Raw genomic sequence first — 13544 nt, 5'->3', positions numbered from 1 at the left:
CGCCATCATGACCCTAGGATCTGCTTATCCACAAGTCTTTATCAAAGAAGAATAGGACTAAAGTTGAACCAATAAGTTCAAAGTATCATGCGCTAGGCATGCTAGGAAGGGTGACTTGACCCTTCTCGTCGAATATCGAATTGGAAAACTTGTAGGCTTGGATAGCGAATTCTTCAAACTTCGCCAGCGGCAGAGGTTTGCTGTATAAGTAACCTTGATAAGCTCGGCATCCTTGCTCTTCTAGGAAGGCTTTCTGGGCGAGAGTTTCTACCCCTTCTGCGATCACAGACAAGCCTAAGCTTTCTGCCAGCACGATCACCATTTTGGAAATAGCCGCATCATTGGGATCGATCAAGATATCGCGAACGAAGCTTTGATCGATCTTTAATTGATCTAGCGGCAACCGTTTTAAATAGGAGAGGGATGAGTAGCCAGTGCCAAAATCATCCAGTGAAAATCCCACACCACGGGTTTTTAAGGCACTCATTTTGGCGATCACATCTTCAATATTAGAAATCGAGAAACCTTCGGTCAATTCGAGTTTCAAACGATGCGCATTCGCGCCGCTGAGATTCAAGGCATCTAGCACTTGTTCCACAAAATTCTTTTGATGAAACTGGCTAGGGCTGACATTGACAGCAATCGTTAAATCGGCAAATTCTGGACGATTTTCCCATGAGGCTAATTGATTGGCGGCTGTGTATAAAACCCAATAGCCGAGAATAGTAATCAGGCCAGTTTCTTCTGCTAGCGGGATAAACTCTGCGGGAGAAATCATGCCACGTTTTGGATGGTGCCAGCGAATCAAGACTTCGGCCGCAAACAAACGTCCTTCATCAGAAAACTGCGGTTGATAATACAGTTCAAACTGATCGTTGAGCATGGCATCGCGTAAATCTTCCTCCAACTGTGCCCGCTGCGAGACCAAAACTTGCATCTTGGGGTCGAAAAAACGTATGGTGTTACGGCCAGCGGCTTTAGCCTGATACATTGCTAGATCAGCGCGCTTCAACGGCTCGGCGATGGTTTCTGATTTTTCACCGAACAGGGTGACACCGATGCTGGGCGAACTATGGTGTTCATTGACGCCTAGCCAATAGGTTTGATTCAATTCCGAAAGAATTTTAATTGCTACGGTCTCTGCTTGATTGGCAGCATCGAAGGCATTTTCTTCCAGATTTTCCAGCATCACGACGAATTCATCACCACCCAGTCGGGCGACCGTATCACCTTCGCGGGTGCAGCGATGTAACCGCTCAGCCACTTGCTGTAGCAATAAGTCGCCATGGTCGTGACCCAAGGTATCGTTCAGTGTTTTAAAATTATCTAGATCAATAAATAGTAAAGCGCCTTTGCGATCGTGCCGACTTCCAGATGCTAAGGCTTGCTCCAGCCTATCCATTAATAAACGACGATTTGGTAATTGTGTCAGCGGATCAAAAAATGCCAGATTCCGAATTTCATCTTCGGCAGCCTTACGCAGAGTGATGTCGTTAAAAGTCGCAACATAATGCGTAATGACACCAAATTCGTCGGTGACGCTCGAAATATTAATCCACGCGGCGAATTCGGTACCGTCTCGGCGTCGCTCTACGACTTCGCCTTGCCAGGACCCGCGTTCTGCAATACTCGCCATCATGGCACTGAAATTTTCCTCGCCCTTAAAATACTCGTTAAAAAAATTCGGCGGCTTACCAATCAATTGATCAGCGCTGTAGCCAGTGATGTGACTAAAGGACTGATTCGTCCGCAGAATATTCCAGGCAGCGTCGGTCACAAACATACCTTCTTGTGACTCAAAGGCAGTCGCGGCAATTCTTTGGGATTCGGCATGACGTTTACTTTCTGTCACATCATGCCACGCCACGTAGACCGATGGGGCACCGTCAAAATCGATCAGAGCACCTTGCGCCACCACATCAATTGGGCGCCCGTCAACTCGCAAAAATTGAATTTCGTAAGTCTCATTATGCACATCAGCATCGTGAATGCTTTTGATCGTCGTACTATTCAAATGATGAAAAGCCGGATGGACGATGTCGAGAATGGGGCGTCCGATCAATTCACTTGCGGACTTTGCCCCCAGCATTCGTATAGCTGAGGCGTTCACGTAAATCAGCTTGCCCTTACGATGAACATTGATCCCTTCTGGCGACCATTCGACCAAAGTTCGATGACGCTCTTCACTGGCATGCAAGGCGGCTTCGGCACGCTTTCTGGCCGAGATGTCCCGCACACTGCCTTGAATAAAATGCTGACCTTCCAGCTCCACCCGATTGAGTAAAACTTCAGCGTCAAAGCAGATACCATCATCTAAGCGCTTATGCGTCCATTCAAAGGCAAAATGGCCAAGTTGCTGAGTAGATTGTATATATTGATTCACCAAGACACGAGAATCCATGCCATTGCTTTGCAGCGGTGGAGACAATTCGCTAGGATGCCTATGCAACAACTCAGCAATATCACGAGCACCGAATAATTCAACGGCGGCAGGATTGACGTCAATAATTTGATACGGATCTAACACCACAACCGCACTGGCTGTAGCATTAAATAAAGTCAGGTGACGGCTTTCAGAACGTGCCAATTCTTCGGTGCGCTGTTGTATCTTTTCTTCCAAGGACTCTTGCGCATTTTGCACCGCATCGGCCATCCCATTAAACGCCAGACTCAAGACGCGAATTTCTCGTACCTCATCGACTTGCAGGTTCGCCCGTACATCCAAATCACCTTGTCCTAACTGGGTTGCCGTACGCGCTAAATTTTCTAAAGGCAAAGTCAGACGATGAGCCACAATACGAATCAGACTCAAGGCAACTAAGGTAATCAGAGCACCGGCAATAAGCAAAAAATTAACGCTCTGTGTCAGGCCAGACAATAGCTCCCCTTTGGCCACCACGTGTACCATCGTCCAAACCTGAGTTGCGCTGAGAGTGACGTTGCGATATACCGCGACCAATTCATCCCCTGCCAAATTTTTCTGCGACAAGCTACCATCAAACCCACCCAGAATTTTTTTGTTCAAAATAAATAATGGCGGTTTATTAGCGACCTTGGGGAAACTGCTCACTAAATTCGCATTGGCATCAAACAGCATGGTGGTACCAACACGCTGGATGATTTCTTGGTCCAAAGAAAATCTGTTTTTCAAAAACAATTCAACGTCCAAGAGGCCAACCAACATGATCTGCGAATTTTTCGATCCGTCTTCATCTGCCAGTGTCAAAGGATGGGTGACCAGTAAGATCGGTTGTCCCTGGGCATCAGTCCAATTAATAATCTGCGGTTGATGGTTGAGAACAGCAATCAATTTCGATAAATGACTCACCGAATGGCGCTCGCTATGCCTTTGGGCGGCGCTGGCAAGCAGACCTCGGTTTGTCATGTCCACGACAAAGAGCGCGGAGTAACGTCCCTCATGCGCTCTTTGTAAACTTTGGTATTTTTTGTCTAAAGCGCTGTGCAATTTTTCGGGTGATCCCGACAAGGCTTGCTTAAGTTCTTCGCTTTCCGCCATAAATAGCATATTGGCGCTTGCATCATGCAGATCTGCAATAATCAAATTTCTTTGCAAATCGGCTTGCATCTCTAATTGCGCGATAGCATTTGCCAAACGTGCTTCACGCGCACCAATCAGACCGACGGAAGGCATACCAACATACCAAAGGAAAAACAGGATACCCAAAGCCGCCACTAGCACGGCGGCAAAGTATCCGGTGATTCGATTAGAAAAAGAAGTCAGCATGTCCAACGCAATTTGCTTAGTTTCAAAAAAAGAAAAAGTCTACTCGCCGAAAAATTGATTTTTCAGCCCCTGATATTGCTGTGCTTGTAAACGTGGGCCGTACTGCGTCACGACCGTTGCCGCGGCAAGATTGGCGAACTCTGCAGCTCGCACAAAATCCATTCCTTGATGAATACAATATAAAAATGCACCAGCAAACATATCGCCGGCACCATTCGTATCAATCGCCATGACTTTCGGTGCCGCAACTTGGTGGCTTTGTTCACCGTCAAAAACCAAGGCACCATCAGCACCACAAGTAATCGCAAACTTCTTCGCGTATTGCTTCAAACGTTCACAAGCTTGCTCAAAATTGTCGGCTTGGGTAAAACCGATGGCTTCGTCGCGATTGCAAAAAATCAAATCGAGACCGTCACCGATCATTTCCAACAACCCATCGCGGAAAAATTGCACCATAGCCGGATCTGACAAGCTAATCGCCACCTGAGTTCCATGTTGTTGCGCTCGTTCACGCAATTGGATCGCGGCTGCCCGACCTGTTGGCGACGTCACCAGATAGCCTTCAATGTAGGCAAATTGGGAAGTTTTTAGCGCATCAAAATCGATTTCGCTAACACTTAATTCACCACTGATACCCAAAAAGGTATTCATGGTGCGCTCGGCATCCGGGGTAACCATCACCAAACACTTACCGGTAATACCATCTGGCGGAACAATATGTGATGGTGTGGCAACGCCAGCGGCTCTCAAGTCGTCTAAATAGAATGCACCGTTTTCATCGTTCGCCACTTTACAAGAGTAAAAATTTTGGCAGCCGAAATAACTGGCGGCGATAATGGTATTTGCCGCTGAGCCGCCACTGGCGCGCTTTGAAGCAATCAGATGATGCTCAAGCGCGGCAATCAATTCAGTCTGCCTAGCTTCATCAACCAAGGTCATTACGCCTTTATCGACCTTCATATTTTGCAAGTCGGCATCATGCAAAGTAATTTCTGTATCGACTAAGGCAGCGCCTAGACCGTAAATCGCGTATTTTGTGCTCATAAGTGTTTTAAATTAGATGATAAATAGTGGAAGGTGCATATTAGTATTGCTTGGTATAACTAGATAGAGCAAATAAGACGTGTCGGTACGATTTGTGAATTCGTCGCCTAGGTTAAACAAATGTCGATATTTCCATGAGAAATTCGAAATTGGCTATGACACGTGTTCAGATCAAGGAAACGTCAATAAAGCAGCCTAAGTCCGCAGAATGTTGCATTTTCGCGCAATTATAAGCTTCCCCAAAGAAATATTTGATTGACGGCAATATCAAAAGACCGCGATACTTGAAAACCGTCAATCGCTTTGCTACGCATGGACTGTCTTTCGTGAAGAAATTCTGGCTCTCACAGCGGTGGCTGCTACCTCGGTATCTCCCCACCGCCATCTTCATTCTGGGCATGTGCTTTGCTACTGCAGGCACCTGGTGGCTCAATCATAACGAAAAAAACAAACTCGAAAGAGAGTTTCAAAGCCGCAGTGAACGCGTCGTCAATGAAATTCAGCAACGCTTTACCATCCCGGTCTATGGTCTTAATGGCATCAAAAGTCTGTTTGGCATCAATCAGCATTTGAGCTCGAGCGAGTTTCGTGATGGCATACTCACCCACAATCTAACAGAAGAGTACCCAGGACTGCGTGGTTTTGGCTATGTCGAACAAGTTCCCAAAGCGGATTTGGACTCCTATATACAGCGACAAAAAGCGACGGGGAATGGGGCGATTACGTTTCAAGAGTTTGGCGACAATCCCGGAAACATGCGCTACATCGCCAAATATTTTGAATCTCCGTTCACCAATCATTTTGTCGCGGGGACCGATTTTGGATCTGACCGGCGCCGCCTGGAGGCAATAAACGAAGCCATTAATTCTGGCTTACCTAGTATGAGCCCCCTGATTTATGCACCGCCAAAAACTGAAAAAAAGGCCAGTGTTCTACTTTTTGTTCCCATTTTTAAAAAAGGACTGTCCCACGGGACGCCCGCTAACCGGCAACAAGCTGTGCTGGGCTTGGTATATACACCTATTTTGGTCAATGATTTATTGTCCTCCATCGCCGATATCGATCAGGATATCGTGCAATTCGAATTAAACAATACTGAAGGCTACGGTAATGTCGATACGACAAAATACTTTAGTGCTAACGTCGCACCCGGCGCGAAGGACGTAAACCCTGCCGACGCCAGCCAAACCCCGACGAGCACGCAAGTATTGCGAAACGCGATGTTCACGACTACCCGCACAATCACTTTACATAGACATAATTTTAAATTGGTGATCGCTAGTACTGCGATATTTGAAGCAAAGCTGCATCGTACGACACCGATAGCTTTTTTCTTCGCCATGAGTTTGATCAGTGCGTTATTGGCTTCATTATTAAAAATCCAACTGGGCATCAGTGAACAAATTCAAAAGCAATTGGACGCCGCGGTAAGGGATAATGAAGCTCTGCTCAGCACCTTAAATATGCATGCAATCGTCTCGGTCACTGATGCCAGTGGTTGTATTCTCGACGTGAACGATGCGTTTTGCAGAATCAGTGGCTACACACGTGAAAATTTATTGGGGCAAAACCATAGAATTATCAGCTCGAAAGAACAACCCAGCCAATTTTGGAGCGATATCTGGGAAAACATTTCGACCGGCACACCGTGGCGAGGCGCGGTCTGTAACCGAGCGCGCGATGGCTCCCTCTATTGGGTAGACACCTTTATTGCCCCGTTCAAAAATATTCATGGGGTGATAGAAAAATATATTGCCATCTGTACCGATATCACCGAGAGCAAAATGGCGGCACAAAAGCTGCAGGCCGCCTTGCGTGACAGCGATGCTCTGCTCAGTACCCTCAACATGCATGCCATTGTGTCTATTGCCAATGGCGCAGGAAAGATTATCGATGTCAATCAGGCATACTGCCGCATCAGTGGCTATAGCCGTGAAGAAATTTTAGAAGGTAATCACAAAATTGTTGCGACCGGTGTTCAATCGCCAGATTTTCTATCGACTATGTGGCGCACGATTTCTTCGGGTACACCTTGGCGTGGCGAAGTCTGCAACCGCACCAAGAACGGCAATTTATATTGGGTAGACACCTTCATTGCACCGTTCAAAAGTGCCGATGGTCACATTGAAAAATTCATTTCTATCCGTACTGATATTACCGCCAGCAAAAAGGCCGCCAGTCGCCTGGCAAACCAACGATCAGCACTCGCGCATATTATTGAAGGAACCAACGTCGGCACCTGGGAATGGAACATAGAGACCGGTGAAATGCGACTGAATGAACGCTGGGCGGATCAGGTTGGCTATGAACTCAACGAGCTCGGTACACCTACGATACAAACCTGGGATGACCTGACTCACCCTGAAGATCTAAGCAGAGTGAAAGCGCTCATGGCAAAACATTTTGCCCATGATCTTACCTACTATGAATGCGAGAATCGACTCCGACACAAAGACGGTCATTGGATTTGGGTACTGACCCGCGGCCGAGTGTCGTCCTATACCCCATTAGGTAAACCAGAATGGGTATCTGGCACACAAATGGATATCACCGAGCGTAAAACTGCAGAAGCCGAATTACACAGGAGCACACAACGTCTGCTGGCGGTACGCGACCAACTGAGCAAAGCTGCCGAAGTCGCCCAACTAGGAATCTGGAGCTGGGATATTGCGAACAATAAGATCGTGTTCAACGACCGTATGTATGAAATTTACGAAATACCACAAGCCAACCGACTGGAAAAATTAACATATGACTTTTGGCGTTCAAAAGTCCATCCAGACGACATTGCCGAGACCGAAGAAAGACTAAAAGCTGCGCTAGAAGACAATCACGTTTATAGTCCCATTTTTAGAATTATCAGCCCAACCCAGGGCATCCGCTACATCCAAGCTGCTGGCGGTGTCGAGTACGACGAGAACGGCAAAGCCATCTTGGTCACCGGAATTAATCGCGACATTACCTTGCAATACCACGCCGAAGAAACCTTGCGTCAAGCAAAACAAGCGGCTGACGAGGCCAGTCAGGCGAAATCGGCATTCCTCGCCAATATGAGCCATGAAATTCGGACCCCTATGAATGCGATTTTGGGTATGTTGAGTCTGTTGCGAAAAACAGCGCTGACACCGCAACAAAATGACTATGCCAGCAAGACCGAAGGTGCAGCTCGTTCTTTACTCAATTTACTCAACGATATTTTAGATATCTCTAAAGTCGAAGCTGGCAAGATGAGTTTAGATCCACATCCATTCAGGCTCGATCAATTACTCATCGATTTATCAGATTTGTTATCAATCAATATTGGTACCAAGCCTGTCGATATTTTATATGACATCGACCCACACATTCCTAATCGCTTGATTGGCGACGCTTTGCGCTTACGTCAAATTCTCACTAATTTAGGTAGCAATGCTGTGAAATTTACCGAGCAAGGTGAAGTCATTATGTCGATCCGTGCTGTGGCACAAACGGCAGAGTCCGTGACGCTCAACTTCTCAGTGAAAGACACGGGCATAGGCATCGCAGCGGAAAATCACGACAAGATTTTTACCGGTTTTACACAAGCAGAAACCTCCACCACCAGACGCTTTGGCGGCTCCGGCTTGGGTATTTCCATTAGTCAGGGCTTGGTCGATATGATGGGCGGCAAGCTGGAATTAGAAAGTGAGCTGGGGAAAGGATCACGCTTTTACTTCACAATCGATTTACCAATCGCAACACAGACGCAAGCAGCTTTAGAGAATAGCAAAGAGCAAGAGAAATCCGTCGCAATCTTAGTTGCCGAAGCCAATATTTTTGTCCGCGAGCACATTAAAGGTGCCTGCAAAGACTTGCACATCGAACCTGAATTTGTCGATAGTAGTCAATTGGCCTTGCAAATACTTCAATCGCATCGCCATGATTATCAGGCGGTATTAATTGATTGGGACAGCATAGAAACCGATGGCTGGGGCATCATTCGCGAGATCAGTGAACAGTGCCAACAAGGCTCGCAACATATGCTATTACTGATGCGCGAAACCGAACAAGAATTGTTTCAACGCGCGTCACCAAAAGAACAACGCCTGTTTGATCAAATTTTAGTCAAACCTGTCAATACCAAAAAACTGGCGGACCATCTGCTGAGTAAACTCGACAGAAGCAAGCAATCTGGCCCAGCAGGGGCACGCACCTTGCAAAATTTACGCATTTTATTGGTCGAGGATAATCTCAATAATCAACAAGTTGCGCGCGAATTATTGGAAGCAGAAGGCGCCACTGTTTTGATCGCCAATCATGGATTAGAAGCCATCGAATTAGTTGCCAACGAACGCTTACCCTTTGATCTGGTACTTATGGATCTGCAAATGCCTGTAATGGACGGTTTCACGGCGAGCAGAAAAATTCGTACCGAATTGGGGCGCGCGCATTTACCGATCATCGCGATGTCTGCCAATGTGATGGAATCAGATAAAGCCGCCTGTCTGGCTGCCGGCCTCAACGATCACATTGGCAAACCATTTGATTTACAAGACTTAGTCCAGGTGATATTGCGCCACACGGCACGCGATCATTTGGGCAATGTCTATCAAAGCGCAGCAAATGCGAGGGAAAACACTGAGCTAAGTAGTACTGCCGCCCAACTTGGAATCGATATCTACCCGGCCTTAAACCGGCTCGGCGGCAAACAAGATTTGTACTTGCGGATGCTGGAAATGTATCGCAAAGATCTGCAACTCATTCCGGCACAATTGCTCTCCAGCTTGCCCGACAATCTGAATAATACCTTGCGCCATTTGCATACGATGAAAGGTCTGTCTGCCACTTTAGGGGCAAATCAACATGCCAACACCTTGGCTGGCATTGAGAAAGAGTTCAACCAAGCTGCGGCGCAACAGCAGATTAGCGAATGCCGCCGCTTGATTGAACAGACTTGCCAATTAGTTACCGAGTTTGATCTACAACTCGCCACCCTCGCTAACTATCTGCACACGAACAACGCTACGGCGACACTTGGATATCCATCAGGAACGACATCTGAGGTAGATCACTCGCACGATGCTTTTGATCCCCTCGTATTCCGCCGCCGTCTGCTAGACTTATCCGAGCAACTCGACAATGCCGACATGGCCGCCACTGAAACTATCCTCGAATTGCAAAATGCGTATCGTAGTAAACTCGGTGCCCATTTGGCACCATTAGAAAACGCGATAACCACTTTGGATTTCGTCTTGGCGCAACAACTCTGCGCTGCAATCTTGGAGAACTCCGCAATTGATTCTCAATCCCTATAACATCAATCAAAACGAAGATTTTTTTCCTTCGCCAAGCCGACCACGCTTATTAGTAGTCGATGATCAAGCGACCAATATTCAGGTCTTGTACCAGATTTTGTCCAATGATTATCAGGTGCTGATGGCAACCAATGGCGCCCAAGCACTCGCGCTTTGCGCCTCCAAACAACCTGATATGGTGTTGTTAGATTTGGTAATGCCCGACATGGATGGTTATCAGGTTTGTCAAAGGCTCAAAGCCGATGCAATTACACGTGATATTCCCGTTATTTTTATTACTGCACAAACCGACGAATCAGCGGAGGAAAAGGGCTTTGACTTAGGCGCAGTGGATTTCATCTCTAAGCCGATTAATCCTCGCATCGTCAGAGCGCGAGTCAAAACCCATTTGACACTCAAAGCGCAATCCGATTTGCTGCGCAGCTGGGCGTATCTGGATGGCTTAACTGGGGTGCACAATCGTCGCTTTTTTGACGAACGCATTCATGCGGAAATGGGACGCGCGATCCGCAATCAGACTGCGCTCAGTGTCGTCATGATGGACGTCGATTTCTTTAAACGCTTCAACGACCATTACGGTCATCAAGCTGGAGACGACTGCTTACGCAAAGTCGCGAAAACGCTTAAGGCCAGTTTGATGCGCGCCAGTGACCACATTGCGCGTTATGGCGGTGAAGAATTTGTCTGCTTGCTACCAGATACGGGCTTTGCTGGGGCTATGCAATTAGCGGAAACCATACGAAAAGATATCGCGAGCTTGCAAATCGAACACAGCCAATCCTCGGTTGCACCGTTTGTCACTGTAAGTCTTGGAGTCGGATGCAAACCAGAAAAAGTACATGGCAATGCCAATCAATTAATCAATCTCGCCGATACTCAATTGTATAAGGCGAAAGAACATGGACGACATCGAATTTTTGGCGCGGAATTGTCACACGATGCCTAAGGATGGCACTGCAACTTGTTGACGATGAAGAGCACATAAAAATCAAAACTTTCTCATCTACCTATCGCTAGAAAAAGCGACGACTAAAGGTCAAAAAAAACTTTGATTTGTACACGCCAAGAAGAGTGTGGATCTAACGTCTTTACATCATTGACAAACGACTTTTACTGCACGATTTATTGGCACACTCTTCACTTCACTTGATGCATCATACGATCAGCCTTTGGCAGGTGTTTTGCTTTTTGCAGCCGCTTGCCAAGCGCGGTCTTGTTCATCCATCGCGACTTTTTGTTCTGCGGTTAAACGCTTCGCGCTGATCACAACCGTGTGCATACCTGTTGATTGCAAATCAAAAATCAATTTTTCTTCTGGACTCATGCGCTTGGCCGCAATGGTCACTTTCTGAATTTTTTGCTTAGGTGTCGCAACTTGCTCTTGCGTCGCTTGATAGGCAGTAGCAACGCTCATTGCTGCGACGACGGAAACGGTTGCTAACAGGACTTTACTTGCGAATGTGGTTTTCATTTTATTTCTCCTTAACGTTGATGTCGCTGGGTTTTTTACTGGTCTCGACCTGTGTCGATGGTTGAACTATAGCGATCTCGATTTTCACTCGCCATCGACTTGCGACGAAATGCAAAAACACGAGGATAAAGCTGCAAAATTCGCTAGCGAGCATGCATTCCATAGAATTCGTCAGCACACTGCGCTAGAAGCCTAAGGCCAGCGTACAATGACGCCTTTCGGGAACCGCAAAAGCTTAGCTCCCAGCATCAAATTCTCTATTTCTATGACCATCCTGCTCTCCACTCTGAACGCCCGCTACGCCCACGCTTCTATGGGATTGCGTTATCTCTATGCGAATATGGGAGAGTTGCAAGCGCAAACCCACTTGCAGGAATTTGTCATTGGTGCAAAAACCACCGACTTGTTAGAGCGCCTATTAAGCTGGCAACGCGCTGATGAAAAATTGATCATCGGTTTTGGTGTGTATATTTGGAATGTCGAAGAAACTACACGTCTGGTTGCACTAATCAAACGCGTCGCACCCGAAGTTATCATCGTGCTAGGTGGACCGGAAGTCTCGTATGAAACACAAGAACAGACTATCGTTGGCTTAGCAGACTATGTCATCACCGGCTGGGGTGATATTAGTTTTGCTGCGCTGTGCCAGCAAATTCTGCATGGTCCTAAGCCTTTGATGAAAATTCATGCGGGCGTACAAGCCAAACTCGATGACTTGCAATTACCTTACGACTATTACACCGATAAGGACATACAAACCCGCACCTTGTATGTTGAAGCTTCGCGGGGTTGTCCGTTTAAATGTGAATTTTGTTTATCGGCTTTAGACAAAACTGCTTGGCCTTTTGACATCGACCGATTCTTAGCAGAAATGGAAAAGTTGCACGCGCGTGGCGCCCGCTTGTTTAAGTTCGTCGACCGCACCTTTAATCTGAATATCAAGACCAGCTTAAAGATCATGCAATTCTTCCTCGATAAACTGGAAGCGAATCCGGATGACCCAGTGTTTGCCCACTTTGAAGTGGTACCCGATCATTTGCCGGACGCGCTCAAAGCGGGCATCCAAAAATTTCCGGATGGTAGTTTGCAATTCGAAATCGGCATCCAAAGTTTTAATCCCGAAGTGCAAAGCCGCATCAGTCGCAAACAGGACAATGCCAAGGCTGCTGAAAACATTCAATGGCTATGTCAACATTCCAAAGCCCATTTGCACGTCGATCTGATCGCTGGCTTACCCGGCGAAACTGTCAGCAGCTTTGCCGCTGGTTTTAATCAGCTGTATGCACTCGGCCCACATGAAATCCAATTCGGCATCTTAAAACGCCTGCGCGGTACACCCATCATTCGCCATACCGAAGATTTCAGCATGCGTTTTGATCCTTATCCTCCCTATACAATCTTGGCGAATAAGGATGTGCCGTTTGCCGAGATGCAAAAACTCGTACGCTTCGCACGCTACTGGGATTTAGTCGCCAACTCCGGTCGCTTTAGTCACACCTTGCCAGTGATTCTGGGCGACGCACCGTTCGAAAATTTCATGGCACTGTCTGACTGGATTTATGCCAAAACCGATGCGACGCATAAAATCGCCCTCGACCGCCTAGCAAACTTGGTCACACAATGGTTATGCCAAGAACGCGGCATGCCACAGCAAGAAGCCCTGACCATGATCGGTAAAGATTACGCGGGAGATGCCAAGCATAAACAAAGTCCAGAGGTATTACGCAGCGCGCATGTCATCGAGAATTCAGCAAAAAAACTTTCGCCAACAGAACTTGGGAATGACAATAAGGCTAGACCTAAACGGCAAAGTCGACATTTGGCTGGTTGAAGGTTCACCGATTGGTACGGCGACAACAATGTTTTTGTCTGATACCAATCTGATTAAATACAACATAAGAAACGGGTTTTTTAAGCATCATCACAAAATGACAAATTTTTGCCCGATAGAATGTTTTTTTACTGGAAGTTTCGCGCATAATGCAGAGGTTATCTTAAGTTTAATTACACT

6 protein-coding genes are annotated in these 13544 nt (G+C 46.8%); 3 read left to right on the top strand and 3 right to left on the bottom strand.

The window, feature by feature from the left end; translation table 11 throughout:
* Positions 1-85: 85 nt before the first annotated feature.
* Both H8K52_RS11495 and H8K52_RS11490 read right to left on the bottom strand, forming a co-directional pair.
* The gene (locus H8K52_RS11495; protein ID WP_186923042.1) at positions 86-3745 is read right to left on the bottom strand and encodes a bifunctional diguanylate cyclase/phosphodiesterase; all 3660 of its coding nucleotides are present in this window, start codon (positions 3743-3745) and stop codon (positions 86-88) included.
* Positions 3746-3784: 39 nt separating this feature from the next.
* Positions 3785-4789 (bottom strand): adenosine kinase, encoded by a 1005-nt coding sequence (locus H8K52_RS11490; RefSeq protein ID WP_186923041.1) that lies wholly within the window; start codon positions 4787-4789, stop codon positions 3785-3787.
* A 284-nt stretch (positions 4790-5073) separates the two neighbouring features.
* Between H8K52_RS11490 and H8K52_RS11485 the strand changes: the two genes are divergently transcribed.
* Positions 5074-10062: a PAS domain-containing protein gene (locus H8K52_RS11485; protein WP_186923040.1), complete on the top strand. Its 4989-nt coding sequence runs from the start codon at positions 5074-5076 to the stop codon at positions 10060-10062.
* Complete coding sequence (locus H8K52_RS11480; RefSeq protein ID WP_246464466.1) at positions 10043-11008, top strand: diguanylate cyclase; 966 nt, start codon at positions 10043-10045, stop codon at positions 11006-11008. The genes H8K52_RS11485 and H8K52_RS11480 overlap by 20 nt, the downstream gene beginning before the upstream one ends.
* A 216-nt stretch (positions 11009-11224) precedes the next feature.
* On the opposite strand, the gene H8K52_RS11475 is transcribed toward H8K52_RS11480, so the two are convergent.
* A complete protein-coding gene (locus H8K52_RS11475) occupies positions 11225-11533 on the bottom strand; it encodes a hypothetical protein (protein ID WP_186923039.1) in 309 nt (102 codons plus the stop codon).
* Between the two features lie 265 nt (positions 11534-11798).
* Between H8K52_RS11475 and H8K52_RS11470 the strand changes: the two genes are divergently transcribed.
* On the top strand, positions 11799-13364 hold the full coding sequence (locus tag H8K52_RS11470) for a B12-binding domain-containing radical SAM protein (protein WP_186923038.1): 1566 nt from the start codon (positions 11799-11801) through the stop codon (positions 13362-13364).
* The last annotated feature ends 180 nt before the right edge of the window (positions 13365-13544 follow it).

Origin of the sequence: Affinundibacterium seohonense, from assembly GCF_014284305.1 — a bacterium.
GTDB classification, from domain to species: Bacteria; Pseudomonadota; Gammaproteobacteria; order Burkholderiales; family Burkholderiaceae_D; genus Undibacterium; species Undibacterium seohonense.
The sequence above is the reverse complement of the archived record's forward strand: the minus strand, read 5'-3'. Positions and strand labels throughout refer to the sequence as shown.